27 protein-coding genes are annotated in these 25,774 nt (G+C 40.7%); 9 read left to right on the top strand and 18 right to left on the bottom strand.

Annotated features, from left to right (window positions below; all coding sequences use genetic code 11):
* Nucleotides 1–53: 53 nt before the first annotated feature.
* The 3 genes from ABDV71_RS01380 to ABDV71_RS01370 are packed head-to-tail and all read right to left on the bottom strand — an operon-like array spanning nt 54 to nt 2,310.
* Entirely contained in the window at nt 54–500 is a 447-nt protein-coding gene (locus tag ABDV71_RS01380) for a GNAT family N-acetyltransferase (protein ID WP_343530631.1), read from the bottom strand.
* Between the two features lie 18 nt (nt 501–518).
* Nucleotides 519–1,358 (bottom strand): GNAT family N-acetyltransferase, encoded by an 840-nt coding sequence (locus ABDV71_RS01375; RefSeq protein ID WP_343530630.1) that lies wholly within the window; start codon nt 1,356–1,358, stop codon nt 519–521.
* Nucleotides 1,359–1,410: 52 nt separating this feature from the next.
* Nucleotides 1,411–2,310, bottom strand: a complete 900-nt coding sequence (locus ABDV71_RS01370; RefSeq protein WP_343530629.1) for a DMT family transporter — start codon at nt 2,308–2,310, stop codon at nt 1,411–1,413.
* 94 nt (nt 2,311–2,404) lie between these two features.
* On the opposite strand from ABDV71_RS01370, the gene ABDV71_RS01365 reads away from it, so the two are divergent.
* Complete coding sequence (locus tag ABDV71_RS01365) at nt 2,405–3,829, top strand: PLP-dependent aminotransferase family protein (protein ID WP_343530628.1); 1,425 nt, start codon at nt 2,405–2,407, stop codon at nt 3,827–3,829.
* Here the strand turns inward: ABDV71_RS01365 and ABDV71_RS01360 are convergent.
* The 5 genes from ABDV71_RS01360 to ABDV71_RS01340 form a co-directional block, all read right to left on the bottom strand.
* Nucleotides 3,826–4,572, bottom strand: a complete 747-nt coding sequence (locus ABDV71_RS01360) for a type 1 glutamine amidotransferase (RefSeq protein ID WP_343530627.1) — start codon at nt 4,570–4,572, stop codon at nt 3,826–3,828. The genes ABDV71_RS01365 and ABDV71_RS01360 overlap by 4 nt on opposite strands.
* Nucleotides 4,559–5,290: a YggS family pyridoxal phosphate-dependent enzyme gene (locus ABDV71_RS01355; RefSeq protein WP_343530626.1), complete on the bottom strand. Its 732-nt coding sequence runs from the start codon at nt 5,288–5,290 to the stop codon at nt 4,559–4,561. The genes ABDV71_RS01360 and ABDV71_RS01355 overlap by 14 nt, the downstream gene beginning before the upstream one ends.
* Complete coding sequence (locus ABDV71_RS01350; RefSeq protein WP_343530625.1) at nt 5,287–6,009, bottom strand: ATP-binding protein; 723 nt, start codon at nt 6,007–6,009, stop codon at nt 5,287–5,289. The genes ABDV71_RS01355 and ABDV71_RS01350 overlap by 4 nt, the downstream gene beginning before the upstream one ends.
* Nucleotides 6,010–6,417 carry a GNAT family N-acetyltransferase gene (locus ABDV71_RS01345; RefSeq protein ID WP_343530624.1) on the bottom strand — a complete coding sequence of 136 codons (408 nt, stop codon included), beginning with the start codon at nt 6,415–6,417 and terminating at the stop codon, nt 6,010–6,012.
* A gap of 61 nt (nt 6,418–6,478) precedes the next feature.
* On the bottom strand, nt 6,479–6,934 hold the full coding sequence (locus ABDV71_RS01340; protein WP_343530623.1) for a GNAT family N-acetyltransferase: 456 nt from the start codon (nt 6,932–6,934) through the stop codon (nt 6,479–6,481).
* 95 nt (nt 6,935–7,029) lie between these two features.
* Between ABDV71_RS01340 and ABDV71_RS01335 the strand changes: the two genes are divergently transcribed.
* Nucleotides 7,030–8,448: a PLP-dependent aminotransferase family protein gene (locus tag ABDV71_RS01335; RefSeq protein WP_343530622.1), complete on the top strand. Its 1,419-nt coding sequence runs from the start codon at nt 7,030–7,032 to the stop codon at nt 8,446–8,448.
* A gap of 91 nt (nt 8,449–8,539) precedes the next feature.
* Complete coding sequence (locus ABDV71_RS01330; RefSeq protein ID WP_343530621.1) at nt 8,540–10,858, top strand: DPP IV N-terminal domain-containing protein; 2,319 nt, start codon at nt 8,540–8,542, stop codon at nt 10,856–10,858.
* Nucleotides 10,859–10,954: 96 nt separating this feature from the next.
* On the opposite strand, the gene ABDV71_RS01325 is transcribed toward ABDV71_RS01330, so the two are convergent.
* The 5 genes from ABDV71_RS01325 to ABDV71_RS01305 all read right to left on the bottom strand — a co-directional run bounded on the left by ABDV71_RS01325 (nt 10,955) and on the right by ABDV71_RS01305 (nt 15,821).
* A complete protein-coding gene (locus ABDV71_RS01325) occupies nt 10,955–12,679 on the bottom strand; it encodes a CocE/NonD family hydrolase (RefSeq protein ID WP_343530620.1) in 1,725 nt (574 codons plus the stop codon).
* Nucleotides 12,680–12,713: 34 nt separating this feature from the next.
* The gene (locus ABDV71_RS01320) at nt 12,714–13,421 is read right to left on the bottom strand and encodes a LytTR family DNA-binding domain-containing protein (RefSeq protein WP_343530619.1); all 708 of its coding nucleotides are present in this window, start codon (nt 13,419–13,421) and stop codon (nt 12,714–12,716) included.
* On the bottom strand, nt 13,418–14,479 hold the full coding sequence (locus tag ABDV71_RS01315) for a histidine kinase (protein WP_343530618.1): 1,062 nt from the start codon (nt 14,477–14,479) through the stop codon (nt 13,418–13,420). Before ABDV71_RS01315 ends, ABDV71_RS01320 begins: the two co-directional genes overlap by 4 nt.
* A 175-nt stretch (nt 14,480–14,654) precedes the next feature.
* Nucleotides 14,655–14,882 carry a hypothetical protein gene (locus tag ABDV71_RS01310; RefSeq protein WP_343530617.1) on the bottom strand — a complete coding sequence of 76 codons (228 nt, stop codon included), beginning with the start codon at nt 14,880–14,882 and terminating at the stop codon, nt 14,655–14,657.
* Between the two features lie 36 nt (nt 14,883–14,918).
* Nucleotides 14,919–15,821 carry a class I SAM-dependent methyltransferase gene (locus tag ABDV71_RS01305; RefSeq protein WP_343530616.1) on the bottom strand — a complete coding sequence of 301 codons (903 nt, stop codon included), beginning with the start codon at nt 15,819–15,821 and terminating at the stop codon, nt 14,919–14,921.
* Between the two features lie 139 nt (nt 15,822–15,960).
* On the opposite strand from ABDV71_RS01305, the gene ABDV71_RS01300 reads away from it, so the two are divergent.
* Complete coding sequence (locus ABDV71_RS01300) at nt 15,961–16,557, top strand: RNA polymerase sigma factor (RefSeq protein WP_343530615.1); 597 nt, start codon at nt 15,961–15,963, stop codon at nt 16,555–16,557.
* Entirely contained in the window at nt 16,554–17,936 is a 1,383-nt protein-coding gene (locus tag ABDV71_RS01295; protein WP_343530614.1) for a hypothetical protein, read from the top strand. Before ABDV71_RS01300 ends, ABDV71_RS01295 begins: the two co-directional genes overlap by 4 nt.
* Before the next feature lie 4 nt (nt 17,937–17,940).
* Here ABDV71_RS01295 and ABDV71_RS01290 read toward each other — a convergent pair whose 3' ends face one another.
* From ABDV71_RS01290 to ABDV71_RS01275, 4 genes are all read right to left on the bottom strand, one after another.
* Nucleotides 17,941–18,345 carry a cytochrome c gene (locus ABDV71_RS01290; RefSeq protein WP_343530613.1) on the bottom strand — a complete coding sequence of 135 codons (405 nt, stop codon included), beginning with the start codon at nt 18,343–18,345 and terminating at the stop codon, nt 17,941–17,943.
* A 2-nt stretch (nt 18,346–18,347) separates the two neighbouring features.
* Nucleotides 18,348–19,520: a PQQ-dependent sugar dehydrogenase gene (locus tag ABDV71_RS01285; RefSeq protein WP_343530612.1), complete on the bottom strand. Its 1,173-nt coding sequence runs from the start codon at nt 19,518–19,520 to the stop codon at nt 18,348–18,350.
* Nucleotides 19,521–19,634: 114 nt separating this feature from the next.
* Nucleotides 19,635–19,808, bottom strand: a complete 174-nt coding sequence (locus ABDV71_RS01280; protein WP_343530611.1) for a hypothetical protein — start codon at nt 19,806–19,808, stop codon at nt 19,635–19,637.
* Between the two features lie 138 nt (nt 19,809–19,946).
* Nucleotides 19,947–20,570 carry a porin family protein gene (locus ABDV71_RS01275; protein ID WP_343530610.1) on the bottom strand — a complete coding sequence of 208 codons (624 nt, stop codon included), beginning with the start codon at nt 20,568–20,570 and terminating at the stop codon, nt 19,947–19,949.
* Nucleotides 20,571–20,948: 378 nt separating this feature from the next.
* Between ABDV71_RS01275 and ABDV71_RS01270 the strand changes: the two genes are divergently transcribed.
* On the top strand, nt 20,949–22,655 hold the full coding sequence (locus tag ABDV71_RS01270) for a glycoside hydrolase family 3 protein (RefSeq protein WP_343530609.1): 1,707 nt from the start codon (nt 20,949–20,951) through the stop codon (nt 22,653–22,655).
* A gap of 410 nt (nt 22,656–23,065) precedes the next feature.
* Here the strand turns inward: ABDV71_RS01270 and ABDV71_RS01265 are convergent, their stop codons facing one another.
* Nucleotides 23,066–23,560 carry a thioredoxin family protein gene (locus ABDV71_RS01265; protein ID WP_343530608.1) on the bottom strand — a complete coding sequence of 165 codons (495 nt, stop codon included), beginning with the start codon at nt 23,558–23,560 and terminating at the stop codon, nt 23,066–23,068.
* Between the two features lie 111 nt (nt 23,561–23,671).
* Here ABDV71_RS01265 and ABDV71_RS01260 point away from each other — a divergent pair, with 111 nt between their 5' ends.
* The 3 genes from ABDV71_RS01260 to ABDV71_RS01250 all read left to right on the top strand — a co-directional run bounded on the left by ABDV71_RS01260 (nt 23,672) and on the right by ABDV71_RS01250 (nt 25,758).
* The gene (locus ABDV71_RS01260; protein ID WP_343530607.1) at nt 23,672–24,328 is read left to right on the top strand and encodes a TatD family hydrolase; all 657 of its coding nucleotides are present in this window, start codon (nt 23,672–23,674) and stop codon (nt 24,326–24,328) included.
* 78 nt (nt 24,329–24,406) lie between these two features.
* Nucleotides 24,407–25,210, top strand: coding sequence for a tRNA threonylcarbamoyladenosine dehydratase (locus ABDV71_RS01255; RefSeq protein WP_343530606.1), 804 nt, complete (start codon nt 24,407–24,409; stop codon nt 25,208–25,210).
* Nucleotides 25,211–25,299: 89 nt separating this feature from the next.
* Nucleotides 25,300–25,758, top strand: coding sequence for a 6-carboxytetrahydropterin synthase (locus ABDV71_RS01250; RefSeq protein WP_343530605.1), 459 nt, complete (start codon nt 25,300–25,302; stop codon nt 25,756–25,758).
* Nucleotides 25,759–25,774: the final 16 nt, after the last annotated feature.

Below are 25,774 nucleotides of genomic sequence, written 5' to 3'. Positions count from 1 at the left end.
TCTGCATTAATCCGACAATTTGAGAGGTGATTTGTGCTTGTACGATTTCAAATTTAAACCGTCATTAATTTCATCCTTAGCAAAGGATAATCTTTCCCAAGGTCATCTTTTTCGGTTCGTTCAAATGTAGTAAACCCAAATTTTTGGTAGAAAGCCACCGCATTTGGATTTTGTTCGTTCACATCTACAAAAGTTGCTCCATGCTCAGATAGGGCAAACTCCATGAGCTGTTTACCCAAGCCCTTTCCAATATAATCCGGGTCTAGAAATAGCATTTCAATCTTTTTCTCGTCTATGCCGATAAATCCAACGACTTTCCGTTGGTCTAGCAAGCAATAAACGTTGAGCATTTCAAAATCCATCCCTTGCAGAAGTGATTTGATGAACACAAAATCTTCCTGCGATAAAAAATGATGGGTAGCCAAAACAGATTTCTCCCAAACGGTTAATAACTGGTTTTTATCACTAGGATGATATTTTTCTATGAGTAATGTGGACATGTTGTTTTGCTTAAAAATTTATACTGCTCGCTCCATCTCAAATTGGTTCACTTTTTCTTTAAGTCCCAATGCCGTTAAAAATGAAATACAAGCTGGTGAGGCGCCATCAATATTGTAGACGTATATTTCGCTGTTTAACACTTGCTGTAAATGACTAAATAAAGCCGTGGCAATCCCTTTTTGACGATGTGATGCTGACACCGCAAACTGGTTGACCTTTTTGCTGTTGGGGTTGTAAATGAGATAACCTACCAGCTCGCTGTCAAGGTAGGCCTCTAGCGCTTTAGAAATGGCTTTGCTGTTTTCTGCCGATTGAACAGCATTTTGCCATGAAGGCTGAATATCCCAAAAACTTAACCATTTATTCCATTGAAATGTGGTGGCCTCTTTAATGCTGATTTCTTTTGGTGTCTCATCAACTTGAACAGTTCCCGAGAAGCAAACTAACTTTCTGGAAATGGTATAGCCCATTTTCTCGTAAGCTTTAATGGCTGGGTCGTTTCCTTCAATGACCTCCAATACCATTTTTTGTACTTGTAGTTCCTTTAGTTTTGGCACCAATAAATCATACATTTTGCTCACCAGTCTCTTCCCTCTGTAAGTAGGGATAATACCCGTAGCGGCATTATAGGCTACTAAATGATCTTCGTTTTTACGTAAGCCATGCAGCATTAGCCCTACCAATGCCTCACCATCAAAAACACCTACAGATAAATCCAGCTTCACGTCTTCCTGTATGATTTTATACTGTAACTGTTCCGCATTCAATTGAAAGGGTACGATGTAATCCGAAAAGGATTGGTTAATCGCTTCTGCAATTTGAGGAATATCTATATCAGCTAAAGTCTTTACCGTCATGTCATACAATTTGTTTCAAATTAAGGGATTTTATTTGGGCTTGCCAACCTAATTAACGTTGGGGTTTTGCAAATTTTCTAGTGCCTGCAACACACAGAATAACGCCGACGGTAACGGCCAACATGCCCAAACTCACTTGTTCGTGCAACAACGAAGCCGCCAAAGCCAATCCAAAGAAAGGCTGTAGTAATTGCAGTTGGCCTATGGTAGCCGTACCACCTTGGGCTAGGCCTCGGTACCAAAAAATAAACCCAATAAACATGCTGAATAATGATACATAAGCCAAGCTAGTCCAAGCTCCCACGCTAATGTCCTCAAAAGAAGTGGGTAGGTAGCAAAAACTAAGGGGCAACATGATGGGCAAAGAAAGTACCAGGGCCCAAGAAATAACCTGCCAACCGCCTAAAGTTTTGGTGAGTTTTGCACCCTCTGCATAGCCCAGTCCGCAAAGAATAACGGCCAATAGCATCAAAATATCGCCAATGGGAGAAGCGCTGAGCCCCTGCGCAAAGGCGTAGCCTACAACCAGCAAACTACCTATCAATGAAAATAGCCAAAAAATAGGTCTTGGTCGTTCGCCACCACGGAGAATTCCAAAAATAGCGGTAGCCAAAGGTAGAATACCTACAAAAACAATGGAATGGGCCGAACTTACATATTGCAAAGCCAAGGCACTTAGTAGAGGGAAACCAACTACCACACCCAAAGCCACGATGGCCAAAGGGAAGAGCTGTTCCTTGCTCGGTCTTTTTTCTTTAAAAATCAATAAGGCAATTAAGGCAAGTATGCCCGCAATAGAGGCTCTGGCCAAAGTCACAAATATTGGATTAAATTCTAAAACCGCCATCCTTGTGGCTGGTAGTGATCCGCTAAATAATACCACGCCGATAAAGCCATTTACCCAAGCTTGGGTGGTATCTTCTTTTACTTTATGAATACTGATTTCTGTCATGTGCTAAAATATTTTGGTACAAAGCTCCATATAGGACACGAACAAACACAGTCACAGTTTTTGATTTTACAACGGGTACAGTTAGTTTTGTGAGGTGAAGAAAAATTTCATCTATAATGAAATAGCGGATAACATTGCCCGTAAGATTAAAACGGGTGTTTTGCAGGCAGGCGAACGTTTGGCCTCCGTGAGGATGTTGAGCAAGGAACATGGCATTAGCATCAATACCGCCAAAAGAGTGTTTCTTGAGTTGGAAGCTCAATCGTTGGTACAATCAAGGCCACAATCGGGATATTTTGTAAGTCCGCTTCATTACCTAAAACTTCCTTTGCCACAAGCCAGTCAGCCTTTGCCTACGGCGAATATTACCGAGCCAAACGAATTGATTGACAGTGTGTATTCTAATATGGGAAACAAGGAATTGACCCTTCTTTCTATTGGTGTGCCTTCAGGTAATTTGTTGCCCTTGGCCAAATTGAAAAAGGAAGTTGTATTGGCAACCAGGGCATTAAAAGAAGGAGGTACGGAATACGAGCCTTTACAAGGCAATGTGAAATTGAGAAGAATGATTGCCGCTCGTTCCTTGGTTTGGGAAGGACACTTAAAGGAGAGTGATGTGGTAACCACAGCAGGTTGTATGAATGCTTTAACTTTATGCCTAATGGCGCTGACAAAGCCAGGTGACACTGTAGCCATGGAGAGCCCCTGCTATCCGGGTATTTTGCAACTGGCATTGAGCTTACGGTTAAAGGTATTGGAAATAGCTACAGACCCTGTGAAGGGTGTTGATATTGATGCGCTAAAAGTCCTGCTACCCCAAATTAATGTATGTTTATTGGTGCCTAATTTTAACACACCTTTGGGCTATTGTATGCCTGATGAACAAAAGAAGGAAGTGGTAAGTCTTTTGGAAAAATACAATATTCCCTTAATCGAAGATGATACTTACGGTGACCTTCATTTTGGAGCCGAACGTCCAAAGTGTTGCAAGTCTTTTGATACCAACGGAAATGTGTTGTATTGCGGTTCCGTTTCTAAAACCTTGGCACCTGGTTACCGGGTAGGCTGGGTTGCTCCAGGAAAGTATAAGGAGCAAATTATGAGGTTGAAAATGATTCACGCTTTGTCTTCCACCTCTGTGATCAATGAAGCGGTAGGCAATTTCCTGATGACAGGCCGCTATGAAAACCACCTGCGCCATCTCCGTAAGACATTACAGGAAAACTATCAACGTTACGCGTTGGCCATTGCAGAGTTTTTTCCTTCGGGGACAAAAATCAGTAGGCCGCAGGGAGGACTTGCTTTATGGGTAGAATTTCCCGAAGGCATAGATACGGCAACGTTGTATAACTATGCAATGAAGAAGCAAATTAGCATTGCTCCTGGTCGTATGTTTACCCTGCAAGAACAGTTTCACAACTGTATGCGCCTTTGCATTGGTTTGCCTTGGACAGATGATTTGCGATTGGCCCTGAAGCAAGTTGGCAATTTAGCCAAATGGATGATGGCTAAGGCTTAGTGACTGCTTTTGAGGTAAGCGTTCGTCAAATGATCAAGAAAACGGAACAGTTTGTTATTCATTTCACTAAAATCATGCTGGCGGATGACCTCGGGTTTTTGTACAAATTGATGAGTACTGCGGCGAGGGAAATCTTCCTCTGCGGCGATCAGCAGTTCAACCACTTTTGGGGTAAGTTCCATGTGGCATTGAAAACCGTAAACCAAATCTGTATAAGCAACAATTTGTCGTGGACAACCTGCGCTAGTGGCTAGTATTTTACTGCTTTCGGTAAGGCCGGGCATATCGCTGTGCCAATGTCCAACCGCTAAGGAAGAACCAAAATGGTGGATCTTTTCATCCCTTAAGCCCTGTTCGGTAAGTTTGATGGGAAAAACGCCAATTTCTTTTTCGGGACTGTGTTCAAAGACAGCGCCTAGGGCTGCGCCAATTAATTGCGCTCCCAAACAAACGCCTATAACCGCTTTGCCTGCGTGTATACATTTTAAAATGAGCACTTGCTCTGCTTGCGAGTCAAAATGAGGGCATTCGGCTAACGCGGTATCTGGACTTTGTGGACCTCCCATCACCAACAACAAGTCAATATGTTCCACCGTACTGGGTAGGGCTTGGCCTTCATATACTTTTGAAAAGCTGACGCTATAATTTCGCTGTTCTGCCCATTCCAGATAGGCGCCTGGAGCTTCAAATGTTTCGTGTTGTACAATATGGATGTGCATTGTTTCTTTTTTATTGGTTTTCATTCCAGTAATAACTGTCTGGTGTGGGTCTTGTTCCAAAAATAGCGGTTCCTACCCTCACGATGGTGGCACCTTCAGCAATAGCAACCTCCAAATCGCCACTCATGCCCATTGATAATTCCTGCATTTCAACGTTGGATATTCGTAGGGTAAGAATTTGTTGTTGAATGTCTTTCAGTAACCGAAAGCATTGGCGTACTTTTTCTACCTCGGCGCTTAACAATCCTATCGTCATTAAGCCTTTTATTTTTAGGGTAGATAGTTGCGCCACTTGTTGGGTTAGTGCAATGGTCTCTTCTGGGCTTACCCCAAACTTACTCTCTTCAAAAGAAGTATTCACCTGTATCAAAACCTCCATGGTTTTGTTTTCAAATAGTAAACGTTGGTGCAGTTTTTCGGCCAAATCAAAACGGTCTAATGACTGGATGCAGGAAACATTGTATTTCAGCAAGTCTTTAATCTTATTGGTTTGCAGGTGCCCAATAAAATGATTGGCATGAGGAATTTCACTTAAAGCCTCATATTTTTCCTTAAGTTCCTGTACTTTGTTTTCGGCAATAAGGAGTTGTCCGGCAGCCAGTGCAATTTTTATGCGGTCAGCAGTAACGGTCTTGGTTGCCAACAAAAGTTTTACTTCGCTTTGGTCTCTGCCACTTAAGGCGCATGCCTTTGCTATTCTTTCGGTAATGGTATTGATGTTGATGAGTATATCCTTGCTCATGCGTTCTCCATGTTTTTCTTTTCTGCTAGTGCTTTAATGAGTTTGGTTTTCACCAAGGTAAATGTAAGGTCCCTCGCTTCGGCAAATGAGAGGTCGTACTGGCGCTCTATGTTTCGCAGATGTTCGGGAAATCGTGAGAGTAGCTGGTCGTAATAGTCATCCAAAACTTCCACGGCGGGCATGTCAAACCCTATTCGTAATTGAAAACGTCTAATGAGGGCACTATCGATGATCTCGAGATGATTGGTTGCACAAATCAATAGCGCATCTTCTGGGTAATAATCGATCAGTTGAATCAAGGTATTGACCAATCTTCTCATTTCGCCAACATCCTTATCATCATTTCCCCTAGCTTTTCCTATTTGGTCAAATTCATCCAAAAAAAGCACTGCCTTCTCTCGGGCTGCTTTATCAAATACCAGTTTGATGTTTTGTGATGTTTCGCCAATTTTTGAACAAATGACATTGCTCAAATTAAGGATCAGAATGTTTTTGCCCAAGGCGCTAGCAATGGCTTTGGCGGTCATGGTTTTACCACAGCCCGAGCTACCGTATAATAAAACCTTGTTATTTACCGGCAATTCATATTGGTGCAGTTCCTCTATATAGATGTGCTCCTGTAAAAGTTGGGTTAAGGATTCTTTACGGGTTTCATCGAGAAAAATATCATCTAGGGATACCTTTTCCCTGTCGTTTATGATAAGGTCAACTATATTCATTTATCTAAGATAGTCCACTTGTTCCAATGTATAACAATATTCCCATTGAGCCATCCCAATTTTGGGATAATAGTCAATGGCTTTAGGAGCGGCCAATAAAATCAGTTTTGCTTGAGGACTATGGTTTTTGGTGAGGCGAATCAATGCTTTTCCAATGCCCATTTTCTGATAGCGCTCATCTACGGCCAGGTCGGAAAGGTAGGTGCAAAATCCAAAATCTGTTAAGGATCTTGCTATCCCAATTAGTTTACCCTGATCACGGGCAGTGGCAATAAGGTTGGCGTGTTGTAGCATTTGGGCAATGCGTTCAGGGTCATTTATAGGCCTTCTTTCGGCCAAGGTAGAGGCATTCAGCACCTCAATAAATTCCGCTGCGGTGATGCTTTCCTCAATTTGATAAGTAATCATATACGCTGTAATTAAATCATATGTGTAATTGGAGCAAACCTTATTTGGCTTGCTCCGGTATTTATTTCCACCAATGGTAGTAATTGTGCAGGGCATCGTACTCAAATCCGCAACGAGGATAAAGCTTGTTGCCAATGTCGTTGGTTTTCTCTGTTTCAAGTATTAAGCCACAGGCACCTGTTTCTTTGCACCATTGTTTGCTACGATCGATCAGGGCTACCGAAAGTCCATGGCCCCTGTAATCGGGATGTACAAATAAATCGCTAAGTAGCCATTGCTTTTCTAGTTTGGTGTAGTGAAATAACTTGTACAGCTGTACAAAACCTACCGCTTTTCCGTCTACCATCGCTAAAAAAATATCAGATTCGCCATTAAGCAAGCGCTCTTTTAAAAAAGCCTTTCCTTTTTCTAAATCTGAAGCTTGACGATAGAAGATGCGATAAAGGTTAAATAATTCAGCGGCTTGGTCTAGCTCCTCGAGGCTAGCTTTTTTGATTTGGTAATTTGATTGTTCCATTCTTGATAATGTCTTTCTGTTTTGTTTTGCAACACAAAATTAGATTATCTTTGGACTGCCATACTGGTGCAGTTTTTATATAAATAGCTAGTCCAATGTTGCGTTCATGGAAGTTTGAAGTACAGTTAGATAAGAAATCTGACAAAGCCGTTTACCTGCAGATTGCCGACGCCATGATCAAGGATATTCAATCAGGCAGGTTAAAAGCGGGCGAAGCGCTACCAGGCGGTAGAAACCTTGCGCAATTACTGAAAGTGAACCGAAATACTGTTGTGGAGGCGCTCAATGTGCTTATTATAGAAGGTTGGCTGGTTTCCAAAGAACGACAAGGAACTTTTGTTGCCAAGAACATCCCTAAGCTCACCTCAACCATAAAAAGTAGGCAACCTACTTCAATGACGATGGGGCAGCTAGAAAAACCTTTCCATATTCAGTTTGATGATGGCCATCCGAATGCCAAAATTGCTCCCGTTACCGAATTAGCAAGGGCATATCGGCAAATTTTTAGCTTCAAGACCAAATGGCAATTGATGAATTATGATGGTAATGCGCTTGGCGATATAGCTTTCAGACAAGAAATTGCTCAAATGCTTAATCATCAACGAGGAATGCAGGTGCATGAAGACAACCTATGCATGACCAGAGGAAGCCAAATGGCGATGTATTTGACTGCACAATGTTTATTGGAAATAGGCGATGAGGTGATGGTCGAAAATCCTGGTTACCAACCGGCTTGGAAAGCTTTTGAACATGCTGGGGCCAACCTTCTTCCTGTAGGGGTTGACGAAGAAGGTTTGGTGATTGACGAAGTCGTGCAATATCTGAAATCTAATAAACGGATTAAGGCCATTTATGTGACACCACATCATCAATACCCCACTACGGTAACCTTAAGTCTCAAAAGACGTTTAGAACTGATTAGGCTTTCTAATGAATATGGTTTTGCCATTATTGAAGATGACTACGACAATGAGTTTCATTTTGGTTATCGGCCAGTATTGCCTTTGTCGAGCTATCCAGAGCTTAAAAATTATGTGTACATCGGTACCTTGAGCAAAGTGGTTTCTCCAGTATTACGCGTGGGCTATTTAGCCAGTAACGATAGTTGCTTAATTGAGAAAGTGGGACAGCTAAGGAAAATAATTGATGTAAATGGTGATAGCATTATGGAACAGGCTGTTTTGCAATTGATTAAGGATGGAGCCATTAAGCGACATATTAAAAAAGTAACTAGTTATTATAAAACAAAAAGAGATTTTACTGCCGGACTTTTGAAAAAGCACCTTAAAGACAAAGTAAATTATAATATTCCAGACGGAGGATTGGCTTTTTGGCTAGCTATAAAAGTACCTACAGATTGGGTATCACTTTCCCAAAAGATGCTTCAAAAAGGGGTTAAAATTACAAGCCTTTATACTTTAGATGGTAATACAAATGGATTGAGGTTGGGTTACGGCGTTTTAACCGAAGAAGAATTAGAAGAAGGCATTGTTGCCTTGAGCTGTTGCTTGTGAACAAGCGACCAACAAAAAATGTATCATTATTAATACCTTAATTTGTAAATGACCAAACCCTATTATTTTAGTTTTTTATTCCTATTTAAAAATGAAAAGACACATACTAAGTATTGGTGCAATTTTAACCGTTTTTACATTGAAGGCTCAAAATAAACCATTAACCGAGCAAGATTATGCGAGGGCAGAACAATTCCTAAGTTATAATGTTGAACCTTTTGTAGATGGTACTACGGTTCGCCCAAATTGGACTAATGGAGAGCAGCTGATTTATTTAGCGACCACCAAAAATGGCAATGAGTTTCTATTAGTAGATCCAGTAAAGAAAACAAAAGTAGCCGCTTTTGACCATCAAAAATTGGCTGAAGCCTTAAACAAAGCAACGGGTAAAACTTACCAAGCCTACAAGCTGCCTTTTCAAACCATTGCACTTTCCAGCGATGAAAAGAGCTTTCAGTTTTTTGCGGATGAAAAATCCTGGACTTATCAGATCGATAAAAATGAACTTGGTGGTGGAAGAGCAAGTGCTGCGGCAAGACCATTTGGGGCTGAAAGAGCTGGTGCCCAAGTCGGGTCATTATCGCCCGATGGTAAAAAAATGGTATTTATCAAGGATTGGAACTTATGGTTGAGAGACATTGCGTCCAAAAAAGAAACACAGCTTACTTTTGATGGTGTAAAAGATTATGGTTACGCTACCGACAATGCGGGCTGGAAATCGAGTGATAGACCGATTGTACGTTGGTCGCCAGATTCTAAAAAACTAACTACTTTCCAACAAGATCAACGCCATTTGAACGACATGTATTTGGTGACCACCAATGTAGGTTCACCAACCTTAAAGGCGTGGAAATATCCCTTGCCTGGAGATAAAGAAGTGGCCAAGTTGCGTAGGGTGGTGATTGATGTGGAAAATCCTAAAGTAATCAGTTTACAAATTCCTTTGGATGATCACAGAAGTTCGTTAAGCGATGATATTGTTGATGGAGGACAATTGGCGGATATTGATTGGAATGCCGATGGTAGCGAATTTGCTTTCTTATCAACCTCAAGGGACCACAAAATTTCTAAACTGCAAATTGCCAATGCAAGTACTGGCGCAGTAAGAGAGGTATTTACCGAAACGGTTAAAACACAATTTGAGTCGGGCGTAAATGCGATTAACTGGCGTTATCTACCTAAAACCAACGAAATTTTATGGTACTCGGAACGCGATAACTGGGGACATTTATATTTATATGATGCCAAAACAGGAAAGGTAAAAAACCAAATCACCAAAGGCAATTGGTTAGTGGGAAGATTATTACGTGTAGATGAAAAAAGCAGAACTTTGTGGTTTACAGGACATGGTCGCGAAAAAGGCAACCCATATTTTGCATACTTGTACCGCGTAGGTTTTGATGGTAAAGGTTTAGCCTTGTTAACGCCAGACGCAGGTAATCATCAAGTGTCGTTTTCTCCTGCGTTCAACTATATCGTTGATACTTATTCGCAACCTAATGTGCCAGGGGTAACGGTTTTGAGAGATTTAAAAGGTAAACAGATTGAAGAACTGGGCAGAACTGATATTTCAAGGTTATTAGCCAAAGGCTGGAAAGCTCCTGATGTAGTACAAATGGTAGCTGCGGATGGACAAACAGATATTTATGGTTTGGTGTTCACGCCAACTAAAATGGAGGCGGGTAAGAAATATCCTGTGGTCGATTATATTTATCCAGGTCCGCAGGGCGGAAGTGTAGGCAGTTGGTCTTTCTCTGCTTCGAGGTCTGACCACCAAGCGTTGGCCGAACTAGGATTTATTGTGGTGGTGATTGAAGGTACGAGCAATCCTTATCGTTCGAAAAGCTATCACGACATGGCCTATGGCAATATGGGCGAAAACACTTTGCCAGATCAAATTACCGCCATTAAACAATTGGCACAAAAATATCCTATGGACTTGGATAAAGTTGGTATTTGGGGACACTCTGGAGGTGGCTTTGCTACTGCTGCGGCCATGTTCCGTTACCCTGATTTCTTTAAGGTGGGTGTATCTCAAGCAGGTAACCACGAAAATAGAAACTACGAGGACGATTGGGGCGAGCGTTATAACGGCTTGTTGGCCAATTCAGACTATGAGGCACAGGCGAACCAAAACCATGCAAAAAACTTGAAGGGTAAATTAATGCTGGCACATGGGATGATGGATAATAACGTACCTCCATATAATACCTATTTAGTGGTTGATGCCTTAAATAAAGCCAATAAAGATTATGATTTAGTGTTGTTCCCACATAGTGCACATGGTTTTGGAGCAAACAATCCTTACATGATGCGTCGCCGTTGGGATTACTTTGTGAAAAACCTGCTGGGTGCAGAACCACCAAAAGAGTATCCATTAAGAGGTACGACGGCAGCGCCACGTAACTAATAAATAACTTAAGAATCGTCATTGCGAGGAACAAAGTGGCGAAGCAATCTCTTCTAGAGATAAGATTGCTTCGCCATCCTCACGATGACGATTCTTTTATTTCAGAATGGGCAGCTTGATATAGCTATCGTTGTACCATCTTACTATAAGCGGTTCTTTCGCATCTTTAATGCTTTCTAAGTTTACATCGCGGCCAGTACCGTAATTGATCTGCTCACTGGCGCTTTTGTTAATGTTTACCAAAATCACGATCTGGCTTCCCTTGCTTAATTTTTTGGCGCTGATATAGGTATTGCTAAAGGGAATACTTTCTTTTTTGCCCGGAGTTAAAAGTTTTCTTTGACTTGGATTTTCAGCATAGCTGGCACGGCCCATAAAATAAGAAAGGTAGAAGTATTTGCCTTCGGGCGTATGCTCAAACAGCACCACGCTATAATCCATGTCCTTTTTGTTGATCATGGCCTTTATTTGACCGGTAAACTTGTTGGTTAAGGTAACGTCGTTCTTTAAAGGGTCGCTTAAAAACATGACGCCGTTATGGTATAGTGTATCATAACTGATATTACGTTGCCAAAAGTAACTGTGTTTGTCGCTGCGATCTTTAAAATCGATGGTTTGATTGACAAAGGCCTCCTTTAAGGGTTTTTTTAGGCTGAGTTTGTGCTCATTGCCCAAACGTTGGTTACTGAGATAAAGCACCAGCGAATCGTTGCTCATGGCTTTAAGCGATGGCGCATGATACCATTGGTTGCTGCCCATTACCTGATAGTTGATTTTATCTTTTAAAATTTCTGGCTTTTTCCCACCTTTTAAAATATAATCGAACCATTGGTAAATGATATCGTGGATGGGAATTTGGGCTACAGGATCAATTTTATAGCCGTTGTATACCGAATCAGGGTACCCTTGTGCGCCAAAGTGGCCATAAGGGCCAATAATGAGATAGTGCGCTGTATTGGGTCTGTATTTGAGGTGTTCGCGATAATAATACATTTCGCCAATTTGGCCACCATCATAATAACCTGTTGTACTTAAAATTGGAATGTCGATCTGGGCAAAATCTTGTTGATAGGGTATCATGGCCTGCCAATATGAATCATAAGAAGGGTGTGCCAGCCAACGCCTGAAGACTTCGTTTTTTGGTCGACCCATTAAACTATCTAAAGTTGGGTAAGGCGTACCAACTGCAAACCATTTATCATCTAAATCGTTCCATTGCTTACTGTTACTGTACTCGGTGTTGTCTAACAGTTTATTGTTGGTAGTGTAATAAGTCCAAGGGAAAAGAAAGTTCATAGGCACATTATTGGTCATGGGTACATCTATGCCTGGTGCTGCCGACGCCGAAGTAACAATAGTTTTTAAGGCCGGATGAAGTTTTTTAGTGGCGGCCCATTGGGTAAAGCCGTTATAACTCCCACCGTACATGGCTACTTTCTGATTGCTCCAAGGCTGCTTGCTTATCCAATCGATCACTGCCCGAGCATCCTGTCCGTCGTATTCATAAGGAACGGCCTTACCCGGGCTATTTTTCTTGCCTCTGGTATACGCCACTACACCTACATAGCCTTTATCGGCCGCTTCTATGGCTTTGTTGATGTCGGTTAAACGGGCATAAATCGTAAAACTTAAAATGGCTGCCTGTTTTTCGTCAGCTCCTTTTTTGCGTACCACCAATGCCGAAAGCTGTGCCCCATCTTGGGTGGGAATCAGTAAACTATCTAGGATTAAATAGCTGCTCAAGTCTTTTTTATTGGCCTGTGCTTTTGAGTTGGTGCTTATCAAAAGGCAAAGCATGGCCAAGATGAAGAGTTTTCTCATCAAATTCATATCATTAAAATAAGGGTTAATTGGGTTAGAACATATTTCTGTTTTTAAATAAGGCGCTTTGGCGACTAGAAGCCGTGTGGGTTTCACCATTTTTTAAGCGAAATAGCAAACGTCCATTAGCATCGGGGCTTAATTGTTCGATAAACCCAGTATTAATAATAGTACTACGGTTGATCCTGAAAAAAAGGTTGGAATCTAAAATCTTTTCCAGTTGGTTGAGCGATCGTTTGAAGAACACTTTCTCATTGTTAAAATAAAGCCGGGCGTAGTTCCCTATCGATTCTATTTGATGAAGCTCCTGCAGTGCAATGAAATGATATTTTTCGCCCTCCTTCACAAATAGATGTGCTGGCTTCTTAGTGTGTTGGCTATGATGAAATTGCTGTCTGATTTTGGCAATTGCTTTTTCTAGCCGTTCTTCGCGAACGGGCTTTACCAAATAATCGAGCGCATTCATTTCAAAGGCCTGAACAGCGTATTGATCAAAGGCGGTGGTAAAAATAACTACGGGTACTTGGTCTAAGCTTTCTAACAGTTCAAAGCCTGATTTTCCGGGCATCTGCACGTCCAAAAAAATAAGATCAGGCTGTAGTTTTTTAATCCGTTCTTCGGCCTCGAAGGCATTTGTGGCTTCGCCCAGCAATTCCAAATCGGGATAGGGCTTTAAGCTCCACTTCATTTCTTCGCGGGCCAAGCGCTCATCGTCTATGATCAAATACCTCAGCTTGCTCATGTTAATGGTGTTTTTAGGGTGGCCAAAATGACATTCGAATTTAAGACCTCCAAGCTAAAGGAAGCTTTGCCATTAAATTGTAGCGCTAACCTTTCTTGTAAGTTTTTAAGGCCTAAACCAGCGCTTTTCTCTTGTTTCAAGGTGCCCGGATTTTGTACGGTGGCTTTTAACTCGTTGCCTTCTTTCGTTACCTTAATAGCGATGGTACCACCGTCAGGCTGTTGGGCAATGCCATGCTTAATAGCATTTTCTATTAGTGTTTGCAGGCTCAAAGGAAGAATTTCTTTGTCTAATAATTGAGGAGCTATATCGAAATTTACCTGTAGACGTTCTTCAAAGCGCATCTTTTCCAGTTCAACGTAATCGTTGATCAGATTAATTTCTTCCTGTAGGGTAATTAAGGCATTATCTCGGTTATAAAGCGAGGTACGCAACAAATCAGACAGCAGATCGATGGCCCTACGGGCGGCTATTGGATTTTCGTTTACCAGCGCTTTGATATTGTTCAGGGAGTTAAAGAAAAAGTGCGGGTTAAGTTGGGCAGTAAGGTGATCCAGTTGTGCATTTTTGGCAATGAGACTTAAACGTGCACTTTCTTTACTGGCCTTAATTTCGGCCTGGGCATAATGGTAAAGGTAATAGGCCAATACCCAGATAGACATGAGGCGTATGCCGGTCATCCAGGTAGTAAGCCAGGCATCTTTAAAGGAAGTAGATAAATCTCCTACAAAATGAGGTTCCCATGTTGAGCGGATCCAATAGTTTTTGCCAATAGTAAGGAGCATGAAAATTAGTCCTAAGAAAATAACCGCCAGAATAACGATGGGCAATAATTGTTTAGGTCTTAAAAGTTCCCACTGCTTGCATTTGGAAATGGTTCTGAACAGATGGGTGGGCAAGATGTAAATGCATAAATCTCCAAAGAAATGCACAACAGCCAGCGGAAAACTGAAATTCGAGCCCAAATAGCCTACAATGGCCCAGTAAAAGGAAGCCAACGACCAGCCAATGAGCTGACATTTCCAGTATAGTGATAATCCTCTTTGCTGTTGGGACATTGCTTTTAATGTTTAACGGAACAAATGAAGCAAATCTATTTCAAAGCAAAAAGGAAAAGTACACGAGCGTTAGTGAAATGAGGATGAGCGTAGGGCTCACAAATAAACAAAAGCTTGAAGTGGCAAGTATGCTAGGGGCAGTAAAAAAACAACCTAAGATTCTACATGATTAATATTAGTATTGTCTTTTCCTAACGTGGTCGGCTAGTTGGTAGCCCTTTTTTTCTTCCTTAGCTTCTTTAGGTTTTTTGTGATCGATAACCAATAAAACTATCAATGAAATAATTGGGATCAGAAAAGAAATAAAGAACCAAAACCAGAAACTTTTACCAATGCTATGCGCATACACGCCCGCTACTATTTGCGGAATCATCAGAAAAAACAAAAGTAATAGCTCTGGCATTGACGGTGGATTTAACCAACAGCAAAGATAGTGACATTATTGGTAAGGGTTATGCGGAATATTAACGATTCGGTAACCCGTGTCTTTCAAGTTTCGAAGTGTTTTTTCATCAGGTATTGTTTTAAAAATGATGGCAGCCAACACTTGGGATGGAACAATTCCTATTTTGGCAAAAAGGTCGCGTACTAACTTTTTAAGGGATATGATAAGGAATTTAAAGTTTTTCCTATTGGCTAGGCTTTCATTAGCACCCTCAAAATAAAAATTAGGGTTCAGTTTTTTAAATGCAACCATAGGTAAGTTAAGACCTGCGGCAAATTTCTCAAGCTCTCTTTCTGATATTTTGTAAATAAAGTTGCCCACAGGTTCATACGAAAAGCGGTTTTTCCATAGCTTTTTGCTTAATTGGTCGCTGAAAGCACTGACGACATTCATCAGGCCTAATAAAAGGGGCATTTTGAGTATGGGGTCTTGCGGTTCCATTAAAATGAAACCTTTTTTGGCCACACGGGCCATTTCATATAAAGCAGCATAGGGTCTTGGAAAATGATGATAAGACTCCTTGCACAAAATGTAATCGAAGGCATGATTGGGATAGCTCATTGCTTCGGCATTTTGTAGGGAGAAATCTGTAATCACCTGTTGGTCTTTTGCAATGGTCAAAAAATCGGTGTTAAGGTCGCTAGCGATAGCTTTGTTGCCCGCTTTGAGAATGTACTGCGCATCAAAGCCATAAGCATCACCAAGCGTAAGCCATGTTCCATTTTTATCGGCAAGCAGCGGATTTAGGCTTTTGAAGAAAATTGCTTGCAACCATTTGCCAATAGTAGGCTGCTTGATATTCAAATGGTTTTTAAGGTAAGTTGATTTGGACTCCTCGGTAGGGAATTTTTGGTTGTACCATTGGCTGTGCTTTTCGTAACTATCTAAATTGAACATGGGCTTTTTTGGATATGTACGGGCTAAAAGCCAAAGATGTTGGGCAGAAAAAAATAAAAAAAATCTTCCCAACGTTTAGTTGATAAGGCACGTAATAGTGAATAGGGATTGATGTATAAACAAGGATTTACATATTTGAATGAGCGATTTGGATAAGGAGACAACAGCATTAGTAAAAGCTTGTGCTGAAGGGCATCGTCTATCACAGGAACGCTTGTACAAGTTATTTTATGCAGATATGTTACGTACCTGTATCCGATACGTGAAAACAGATGACTTGGCTAGAGAAGCATTAAATACTGCTTTTTTGAAAGTGTTTCAACACATCCAAACTTATGATGCATTTAAAGGTACACTAGAAGCTTGGATGCGAACCATTATGATCAGAACGTGCATTGACCTGAATAGAAAAGAATGCAAGTTTGAAGCCTTTGCTTTAGCGGATGATTTTTCCCATGAACAAGCTTTTGTAGCTCCTGAAATTTTAGATAAACTATATGCCCAAGACCTCATCAGGTTAATTAGGCACTTACCTTACGCTACTCAATTGGTTTTTAATCTTTCTGTGATTGATGGTTACTCACATAAAGAAATAGCCGACAAGCTGGAAATAGGCGAGGCCACCTCTAGATGGCATCTCTCTGAAGGAAAAAAGCAGCTTCGGAAATTGCTGCTTTCCAATACAGAAAATGGCATTCATCATCATCATGCTGAAAACAAAGGAGGGAAAAAATGAGAAAGTCGGTATGGTATGATAAGCTTTGGCAAAAGAAAATGGCCGAACTTCCAGTAAACGATGACTTGGATGCTGCATGGCAGCAAATGAATCATTTGTTGGATCAACAATTTTTGCCAACAAGTGCCCAAGAGGTCCCTCTTCCTAAAAATGGTTTATTCGCTCAACTTGCTCAAATCATTAAACTGATTTTTCCTGTAGTGTTAATTGCGGGGGGGATTTATTTTGCTTTTTATCAAAAGCCAAAAGGTACAGTGCAGAAAAAAAGGACAAAGGAAGAGCTGGTTAAAGTGCCGAGGGAAAAACAGGCGGTAGAAAACTTGGGGGTTGTTGATACAGCAATATTGATACGTGCTGAGAGGACTGTTAAAGGAGAAAAATCATCCTCAAAAAACAATTTGAAGGAAACTCCTTCGACCTCCCAAATTGAGCGTCAAAAAATAGAAAATTTAAAGCGAGGAATTGATGGCGCTATCCTTTTAGACCAAACCAAAATACAAACTGAAATTGAAGGGCCTACAATCGCTAAGGCGAGCTTACTTCCTTATTTGGATAATAGGGTAGGCCTAACGGCACATCAGGCAACAGCGGCTTCATTGAAGTGGAAGCGTAATGACTTAATGCAAAAAGATCAAAAGGACCTAAAGTCATCCTTTGTTTTGTCTAAACGTGAGCAACGTCGTTTGAGGAGGGCTTTTGTCAGAGATTCGGTAAGGAAAGTAAAGAAGGCGAACCAATTGCAGCTGGCCAACTTAAAGTCAATTAGGGAGAAGCTGAAAAAGGAAAAACCAAAGGAAATGATCACGCCTAAATTTGGCTTTGAGCTACAAGGTGGGCTAATGTTTACCAATCAAAATAATACTCCCTATTTAGGTATTCAAGCCCAATGGGCCTTAACCAATAGATGGTTGCTTGGCACTGGAGTTCGGTTTAGGCAAGGTAAACTTAATGGAACATATGAGCATCCAGGGTATAATACGGTGACCACAGGTAGTCCTTTTCAAGTGATTGATTCAAGAAAACACACTAATTTGGTACTTCCGCTAAATATCGGTTATAGGCTCAATAAACAGGTTAGCTTAAAAGCAGAAGCCAACTTGGCATTTACCCTTGCGCAAAGTGGAGGCAGTAGGGTGGGGTATGTTGCCAGCTATTTGGATACCGTTTTCCATAGCAAGCAAATTCAGCAAGCACTGTCCGAAACGAGTGTGAACAAACTGCATTTTAATATGGGAGGTGGGGTCAATATTCAGCTTAAGCGATTTAACATCGAAGCGATGTATTTTTACCAGCCAAGCCCTTATCGGGTCAGTAGCGATTTGGGTAGTTACCAGCAACGCTACCGAGCCTTTAGCATTGGTTTGGGCTATCGGTTTTAACCAGCTATTTTTCTTTTACAGCAGCAACCATTTTTTCCGTCACCATTTGCGTGTTTTTATTGCCAAAAGAATTGCGGATATAGTTCATCACATCAGCAATTTCATCATCAGCAAAACCCGAAGGTGGCATCGCATTGTTATAGGTTACCCCATTGACCACTACTTTACCATTCATGCCGAATTTAATGGAGTGAATAGATTTTTCGGGATATTTTACCAAGAAATCGGATTTGGCCAGCGGTGGGAAAGTGCCTTTTAGCCCTTGTCCATTAGCCAAGTGACAGGTTACGCAGCTTTCCATATAAAGTTCTTTACCCCGTTCAATACTTTGGGCCAAATTGTCCTGAGCATTCAATGAGAAAATAGCGGCATATGCTAGCCCACAGCTAATAAAGGTCAGTAACTTCATGCTTATGCTTTAGGACTTATTTTAACAATAGAACCTGTATTTTCCACTACTACGTAAATGTTGCCATCAGGGCCCTGTTTCACATCTCTCACCCTGCCTATCTTGTCAAAAATGATTTCTTTTTTAACCACTTTGTTGCCTTTAATGGTTAAATGTTCCAAATTCATGAACTTTAAAGAACCTACTAGCAAATCGCCATCCCATTCTTTAAATTTCGGGCTATTTACAAAGGTCATTCCGCAAGGAGCAATAGAAGGTTTCCAATAAATCACAGGTTGTTCCAAGCCAGGAGCTTCGGTTTTATCAGAGATGATGGAGTTATCGTAATCAATCCCGTAGGTGATCAATGGCCAGCCGTAGTTTTTTCCTTTCTCTACAATGTTCAGCTCGTCGCCACCTTGAGGCCCATGCTCATGTGCCCAAATGGTTCCAGTAGTGGGGTGCATGACCAACCCTTGCGGATTTCTATGTCCGTAGCTCCATATTTCTGGTAAAGCATCTTTTGTTTTTACAAATGGATTATCGCTAGGGATTTTTCCGTCTTCGTGTAAACGTACCATTTTCCCTTGTGCTTTGCCTAAGTTTTGAGAGTTTTCCTTCTGTCCGCGCTCACCTAATGAAAGGAAAACATACCCTTTATTGTCGAATAAGATTCTACCCCCAAAGTGTACACCACCTCTTACATTCGGGCTGGCTTTGTACAGATGCTCAATGTTGGTCAATTGATGTCCATCTAGTTTTGCACGCATCAATGCCGTGTTGGCGCCATTATCATCACCAGCTTCTCCTTCTTTTTTAGGAGAAGAATAACTGATGTAAATCCAGCCATTTTCTTTATAGTTGGGATGAAGTACTACGTCGAGTAAACCACCTTGTCCGCGATAATAAACCTTCGGAATACCAGTAATTTCTTGTGGGTCTAAAATTCCGCCCTTTACTATTCTCAATTTTCCACCCCTTTCAGTAACCAAAACTCGGCCGTCTGGTAAAAAGGCCATAGCCCAAGGCATGGTCAAACCTGTTACAATCGTTTCCGATTTTAGGTTTTTCTCACTAAGCTCGGTATCATTTGAGTTAATGTTACAGTGGCTCATCAATAAGCCGGAAGCCAATAAAGCTACGGGTAAAAGAAAAAACTTAAAAGACTGTTTAATCATCGAAAATGGAGATTTCATAAAGGACATTTTTTCCTAAAGATATTAAAATAGTATTTACTTGTAAGGATGTAAGAAGAGCTTTACAAAAAGAAAGGGTTGACTAATGCAGGCCAACCCTTTGGTTCTTTTTATTTATTGTCCTCGTTTGCGTTCATTATCCTTGTTAGAGGTCTGGTCTGATCGCTGACCACCTGCATTGGTAATGCCTATTTTCTTTTTGTCCAACTTTACATCGTAATTTGCTCTGTCGGCAATGGTGCTGCCATGAACACGACCATTATTCTTTGGAAGATTGGTGCCTTTCATAATCTCTAAATTTTAAGGTTGATTAAAATATTGATTATAGAAATAACCTGTAAGTACTAGTTTTAGTTTTAGAAAAAAGAAAAAGCCCATCCTTTTCTAGTGGATGGGCTTTCGATTTATAGAGAAATCGCAATGCGATTAGAATTTTATTCCTAAACCTACTTGGAAGCCTTGGTTTTTAAATTCAGGGGTAGTTGTAGAACCGTTTTCGTTATTTTTTTGGAAGTCTATGGCGTAACGACCATAAATACCAACCTTATTGCTTAAATCGAATCTTGCTCCAATTACACCGCCTAATAAACTCTTTTTAAAACGGTCGGATTCGTCTTCTACGATTTGTTGCTCTGCAGAACTAAATCCGTTTTCGAATTTATTCTTGGTAGAGAGCAAGAAAGATACCTGTGGACCCGCCACTACATTGAAGCCTTCGGCCAACTTGATGCTGGCCAAAATTGGTACATCAATAAAGTGGGTAGTTTGAGTGAATTTGCCCAAGCCCGACTCCAATTTGTAACCTTTGGTTGAGTAAAGTAACTCTGGCGTAAAGGCCAAATTTTCCAATAATTTGATATCTAAGGTTGCCCCTACATGATAACCTACTAAATAATCAGTTTTAAAATCGTTGTTGCCGTCGTCTTTAATAATGTTTGAAAAACTGGCACCACCTTTAATACCAAGTCTAATAAAACTATCTGTTGACTGAGCGTTTGCAGTAAGGCCAGTAATAAACAGGCCAAGTACCAGAATAACTATCTTTTTCATTTCTTTTAATTTTAGTTCAATTAACGAAGGAGCTACGTTGCCCTTTCGCCAAAACCTCTCTCAAATAAATGTGCCAAAGGTGCGGGGCTGATGTTTCTCGATGTGTCAGCTATCTTTTAAAAAGCAGGTTAAATCTCAGATTTTTAAAAGATTAAAAATTTTAAAACGCTTTTTGAAGTTAAGGTGCAAGCGAAGCAAAGGTGTATCAAATTTAATACAATTGACGATGGAGAATAGGCTCGGCGTGTATTTTTTACACCTCTTTGCAAAAATGTGCTACAATTTATTGGCAACAACAAATGTATTCCGCATCTTTAAAGGATTTTCCGCAAGAAACAGCATTCTCGGAAGGCAACAACCAAAATTTTTAACACAAAAATGAACAAGAAACTTATCTATGCATTGGGTGTGGTTTCCTTAATTTCAATAGGGAAAGCCAGTGCACAACAATCATCTTACCTCGACTTACTGAAACAACAGCCGCATTGGGTTGACTCGGTATTTAACAAACTGAGCACCAAACAAAAAATAGCACAGTTGTTTTTCGTTAGGGCACATACCAATCTTAGTCAAGCCTATCAAGATTCTGTTGGTAAGGTCATCAAAAGAGAAAAGTTGGGCGGCGTAGTGTTTTTTCAGGGAGGGCCAGAAAGACAGGCAATTTTGACCAATAAATATCAGCGAAAATCTAAAGTTCCATTGCTGATTGCCTCTGATGGCGAATGGGGACTGGGTATGCGATTAGACAGCACCATTTCTTATCCTTACCAAATGGCTTTAGGTGCGGTACAAAATAAAGAACTCATTTATAAAATGGGTTTAGAAGTAGCGAAAGATTTTAAGCGCATTGGGATGCACATGAACTTGGCTCCTGATGTTGATGTGAATAACAACCCACGAAATCCAGTAATCAACTTCCGTTCGTTCGGAGAAAATAAATATAACGTAGCCGAAAAAAGTGCTGCTTATTTAAAAGGAATGCAAGAAGGAGGTTTATTGGTGAGCATTAAACACTTCCCAGGCCACGGCGATACCGATGTGGATTCCCACTATGATTTGCCGCAGCTTAAATTCAGTAAAGAGCGTTTAGATTCGTTGGAATTGTATCCGTTTAAAGAACTGATTAAGCAGGGAGCTGCGGGGGTAATGATTGCCCACATGAACATCCCTTCGTTAGACCCTACCCCAAACATGCCTTCAACCCTTTCGAAGCCAATCGTTACAGACTTGTTGAAAAATGAGCTTGGATTTAAAGGTTTAATCATTTCAGATGCGATGGACATGAAAGGTGTAACCAAATTCTACAAAGATGGTGAAGCTGAAGTAATGGGGTTAATTGCAGGAAACGATATCTTGGAGTTGGCGCACGACACCAAACAGGCAGTGAAAAAAGTGAAACAGGCCATTAAGGATGAGCGCATCACGATGGAGCGTATTGATGAGAGTGTGAGAAAAGTACTGACCGCTAAATATTGGGCAGGCTTAACCGTAAAACCACATATAGATGAAAACAATATTGCTGCGGAAGTTAACCGTCCAGAAAGCATAGCACTGGTACAACAATTGGCCGATGCCAGTATGACTTTGTTAAAAAGCAGAGACGGCTTGGCTAGCTTAACTCCAAACAAAAGAACGGTCATTGTAAATGTTGGAACCCCGCAAGCTACTTTGTTCCAAACGGAAATATCGGGCATTTACAAAAACTCTATCGCTTTTAATGTAGATAAAAATGCCAGCGCAACCGCTATTGCAGAGGTTTTAAAACAAATTAAAGGCGACGACCAAATCATATTGGCCATTGTAGATACGAGGTTACGCCCTGGAAATAACATTCCTTTAAATAAAGATGTGAAGGATTTAATTACTTCCCTATCTGCTAGAAACGCGATGGTGGCTTTCTTCGCCAACCCTTATAACTTGGCGAACTTGCCAGGTATAGAAATGGCGAGGTCAATTGTGGTGGCCTACCAAAAAGAAGACTTTATGCAAAAAGCAGCAGCGGCCGTATTCAACAAAAAATTAGTGCCAACGGGCAAGTTACCTGTTACCGTGAATGCCATGTTTAAATACGGCGACGGCTTGTAAAATTTGTCAATAAATAGGAAGCGTTCAGTTTAACTGGACGCTTTTTTGTTTTCGAAGCGCAATATCACTGCTGCTATCGTCGGCTGTCCCGCTTTCACTTCAAGTCCGCACTCCCGCTCACTGGCGAATCGCTTGCGGGCTTTCTGTTCAATCGGGGCTATTTTAAATAGTTTATTGCAATAAACGTTGGTTTGCGTCAGTTAGCAAAACGTCAGAGATAGGGCAAAGGTGGTTTTACACCACCCTTTCAGGGTTTTATTAGAGGTGTGTATGTTGTTATAATCATTTCAGCCCTTCGGGGTTATGCCTGAAGTCCGAAGAATTGATATTATTATAGAATCGTGATATTATTTTTTAACCAACATTGTTTTTTCAAAAAAATCCCGTTCGTTATGAACGGAATTAGAAATTTATTTTGTGGCCGTTGGATTAACCGCTTTGTAAGTCCAATTCTTCAAGAAATCCGTAATCAGTTTTACGCTATGGCCTTTACCTTCTTCCAGGTAGGCAGAGTTTTGGATATGAATGACTTCCCCGTTGCCATCTAAAATCAAAAATACCGGAAAGCCAAAACGTCCAGGGTTTTTCAATTTCTTCAATACTGCTTCGTTTTTATTTTCAGGGCTATAGTTTACTTTAACCGTTTCGAAATTAGCGGTTAGGTAGTTCTTTAAATCAGGAGTTTCTTCCACAAGGTTATGGAAACGGATACACCATACACACCAGTTGCCACCCACTTGTACAAAAACATGTTTATTTTCTTTTTTAGCTTTTGCTACGGCAGCATCTATATCAGCTTGTGCATTTGCTGCTGGATTATAAATTTTTACGCCTTCTGTGGAGGTTTGGCCAAAACTTGCTAGTCCAAAGCTCATCGCCACAAAAAGAAATAGTAATTTTTTCATTTTCTAAATATTAGATTATTGACAATGATACAAATATAGACGAATTAAAATAGTCTACTGTTTTTGTAGGGTAATTTTTTGCGGAGCTATTTCTGTACTTTTGTGAAGCTAATGGTTCCCTTTTTAGATATTCATACGCACGAAGCAAAGCAAAAGGATGGAGTAATCGCCATTCAAAGTCTTTCATTAACAGAAAGTACGTTTTTGGCAATGCCCAAAACTAAGCCTATTTCCATAGGTATACATCCATGGTATGGTCATTTAGAGGAGCTTCCTAAGAGCATGAAATATTTGAATGTGCTGGCTAAGCAAAACAATGTTCAGCTGATTGGTGAGTGTGGCCTAGACAAATTGCGAGGCGAGGAAATACCCAAACAACTCCAAATGTTGGAAGCACAGATTAATTTGGCCGAAGAACTGAAGAAACCTGTGATTTTGCATTGCGTGAAGGCATTTGATGAGCTTATTGCTTTAAAAAAAAGATTGAAACCCTCAGTGCCAATGATTATACATGGCTTCAATAAAAAGTATGAAATGGCGCAACAACTGATGGCAAACGGCTTTTATCTTTCCTTTGGTGCGGCAGTTTTAAAATCGGAAGAAATCGCTCAGATTTTAGAGGAAATCCAACAACCTTTCTTCCTAGAAACAGATGATTCGGATATTGACATTGTTACGATTTACGAACGAGTGGCAGAAATAAAGAAAATAACCGTTGATGAATTGAAAGATGTTATTTTTGCAAATTGGAGAAAATTAGTTTTTTAGTTGATTGGTTTTTTGGTTGTTTAGAACGTCAGCCCTTTAACTTTTTAACTTTTGAATTTTTAACTTTTTACTTAGTAAATGTCTGATTTAGCTTGGTTATCGCGTTCGGCGTTATTGGTGGGCAACGAAGGAATAGAATTGTTGCAACAGAAACATGTTTTAGTGATTGGATTAGGTGGTGTTGGCTCTTTTGCGGCAGAGTTTATTTGTCGTAGTGGAGTAGGTGAAATGACCATTGTAGATGGAGATGTTGTTGACCCGAGTAACAGAAATAGGCAATTGCCGGCTTTGGCTACCAATCATGGGGAAAGTAAGGCTCAAATTATGAAAGAGCGCTTATTGGCCATCAACCCCGAGCTGAAATTGCATGTGGTTCAGGATTTCTTAACTCCACAAAAATGTAGGGAGATTTTGGCCGCAAAATTCGATTATGTGATGGATTGTATCGATAGCATTACCCCTAAGGTAACGTTATTATCTACCGCCTTGCAATTTAACTTGCCCATTGTGAGTTCTATGGGGGCTGGCGGTAAGTTAGACCCGACCAAACTTCGCGTAACCTATTTGCCTGATACCTATCAATGTGTTTTTGCGCAGTATGTACGTAAACGCTTAAAGAAGTTGGGCAACGCTGGCACCATTAAAGCAGTGTTCTCCATTGAAGAAGTGATGAAAGAGTCCTTGATTATGACCGACGGCTCAAACTTTAAAAGGTCGGCTTATGGTACCATTTCTTATTTGCCAGCAGCTTTTGGTGGTGTTTGTGCTTCAGTGGTGATTAGAGATTTGTTAGGCTATAAGGTGGATATTGAAAAGCGCCCAGAACGTATCAGCAAAAAATCAATTGCCAAAAGCAAAAAGAAAGTGGAAAAGAAATCCTAATTCGCTTTTGCGCTAAATAACTTTTATATCTGACAATGCTCATTTTTCCCTGAGTGCCCTTGCGGTAACTTGGCGGCATGCAAAATCAGATGATAAGAGTTACAAAGGAATTTACTTTTGACATGGCGCATGCCCTTTTCAATTATGATGGCCCCTGTAAAAACATTCATGGACATACCTATCGTTTACAGGTTACCGTGTCTGGCTATGCCAACCAAAACCCGCAAAACGTAAAATGTGGTATGCTCATCGATTTTGGCCAACTTAAAAAGATAGTTGTAGAACATGTGATTGATAAATATGACCATGCTTTGGTATTGAACGAAGCAGTCCCAGCATCGTTGCGTGCCAGCTGTTACGCCATTTCGGAGAAAGTGCATTTTGTTTCCTTTCAACCTACCTGTGAAAATATGCTAATCCATATCAAATTTACACTCCTGCCGATTTTGGAAAACATTGGATTTGCCCTACAAACAGTACGGTTGTATGAAACGCCAACCTCTTGGGCCGAGTGGCGAAGGGAAGACCAACCTAAGTCTTTTCAATAAAAGTTGAGCGATTAGC

Origin of the sequence: Pedobacter sp. (assembly GCF_039594775.1) — a bacterium.
Classification (GTDB): domain Bacteria; phylum Bacteroidota; class Bacteroidia; order Sphingobacteriales; family Sphingobacteriaceae; genus Pedobacter.
This window is presented reverse-complemented; position numbering and strand designations above follow the sequence as displayed.

Excerpts from the sequence above, each read along its gene's own strand:
- ABDV71_RS01345 (WP_343530624.1), bottom strand. The coding sequence starts at position 6,417 with ATGATTACTTATCAAATTGAGGAAAGCATCACCGCAGCGGAATTTATT.
- ABDV71_RS01315 (WP_343530618.1), bottom strand. The coding sequence starts at position 14,479 with ATGTCCCAACAGCAAAGAGGATTATCACTATACTGGAAATGTCAGCTC.
- ABDV71_RS01290 (WP_343530613.1), bottom strand. The coding sequence starts at position 18,345 with ATGAAGTTACTGACCTTTATTAGCTGTGGGCTAGCATATGCCGCTATT.
- ABDV71_RS01275 (WP_343530610.1), bottom strand. The coding sequence starts at position 20,570 with ATGAAAAAGATAGTTATTCTGGTACTTGGCCTGTTTATTACTGGCCTT.
- ABDV71_RS01305 (WP_343530616.1), bottom strand. The coding sequence starts at position 15,821 with ATGTTCAATTTAGATAGTTACGAAAAGCACAGCCAATGGTACAACCAA.
- ABDV71_RS01250 (WP_343530605.1), top strand. The coding sequence starts at position 25,300 with ATGATAAGAGTTACAAAGGAATTTACTTTTGACATGGCGCATGCCCTT.
- ABDV71_RS01285 (WP_343530612.1), bottom strand. The coding sequence starts at position 19,520 with ATGAAATCTCCATTTTCGATGATTAAACAGTCTTTTAAGTTTTTTCTT.
- ABDV71_RS01380 (WP_343530631.1), bottom strand. The coding sequence starts at position 500 with ATGTCCACATTACTCATAGAAAAATATCATCCTAGTGATAAAAACCAG.
- ABDV71_RS01330 (WP_343530621.1), top strand. The coding sequence starts at position 8,540 with ATGAAAAGACACATACTAAGTATTGGTGCAATTTTAACCGTTTTTACA.
- ABDV71_RS01335 (WP_343530622.1), top strand. The coding sequence starts at position 7,030 with ATGTTGCGTTCATGGAAGTTTGAAGTACAGTTAGATAAGAAATCTGAC.
- ABDV71_RS01375 (WP_343530630.1), bottom strand. The coding sequence starts at position 1,358 with ATGACGGTAAAGACTTTAGCTGATATAGATATTCCTCAAATTGCAGAA.
- ABDV71_RS01255 (WP_343530606.1), top strand. The coding sequence starts at position 24,407 with ATGTCTGATTTAGCTTGGTTATCGCGTTCGGCGTTATTGGTGGGCAAC.
- ABDV71_RS01360 (WP_343530627.1), bottom strand. The coding sequence starts at position 4,572 with ATGAAAACCAATAAAAAAGAAACAATGCACATCCATATTGTACAACAC.
- ABDV71_RS01340 (WP_343530623.1), bottom strand. The coding sequence starts at position 6,934 with ATGGAACAATCAAATTACCAAATCAAAAAAGCTAGCCTCGAGGAGCTA.
- ABDV71_RS01310 (WP_343530617.1), bottom strand. The coding sequence starts at position 14,882 with ATGCCAGAGCTATTACTTTTGTTTTTTCTGATGATTCCGCAAATAGTA.
- ABDV71_RS01260 (WP_343530607.1), top strand. The coding sequence starts at position 23,672 with ATGGTTCCCTTTTTAGATATTCATACGCACGAAGCAAAGCAAAAGGAT.
- ABDV71_RS01265 (WP_343530608.1), bottom strand. The coding sequence starts at position 23,560 with ATGAAAAAATTACTATTTCTTTTTGTGGCGATGAGCTTTGGACTAGCA.
- ABDV71_RS01355 (WP_343530626.1), bottom strand. The coding sequence starts at position 5,290 with ATGAGCAAGGATATACTCATCAACATCAATACCATTACCGAAAGAATA.
- ABDV71_RS01300 (WP_343530615.1), top strand. The coding sequence starts at position 15,961 with ATGAGCGATTTGGATAAGGAGACAACAGCATTAGTAAAAGCTTGTGCT.
- ABDV71_RS01350 (WP_343530625.1), bottom strand. The coding sequence starts at position 6,009 with ATGAATATAGTTGACCTTATCATAAACGACAGGGAAAAGGTATCCCTA.
- ABDV71_RS01370 (WP_343530629.1), bottom strand. The coding sequence starts at position 2,310 with ATGACAGAAATCAGTATTCATAAAGTAAAAGAAGATACCACCCAAGCT.
- ABDV71_RS01325 (WP_343530620.1), bottom strand. The coding sequence starts at position 12,679 with ATGAGAAAACTCTTCATCTTGGCCATGCTTTGCCTTTTGATAAGCACC.
- ABDV71_RS01270 (WP_343530609.1), top strand. The coding sequence starts at position 20,949 with ATGAACAAGAAACTTATCTATGCATTGGGTGTGGTTTCCTTAATTTCA.
- ABDV71_RS01280 (WP_343530611.1), bottom strand. The coding sequence starts at position 19,808 with ATGAAAGGCACCAATCTTCCAAAGAATAATGGTCGTGTTCATGGCAGC.
- ABDV71_RS01320 (WP_343530619.1), bottom strand. The coding sequence starts at position 13,421 with ATGAGCAAGCTGAGGTATTTGATCATAGACGATGAGCGCTTGGCCCGC.
- ABDV71_RS01295 (WP_343530614.1), top strand. The coding sequence starts at position 16,554 with ATGAGAAAGTCGGTATGGTATGATAAGCTTTGGCAAAAGAAAATGGCC.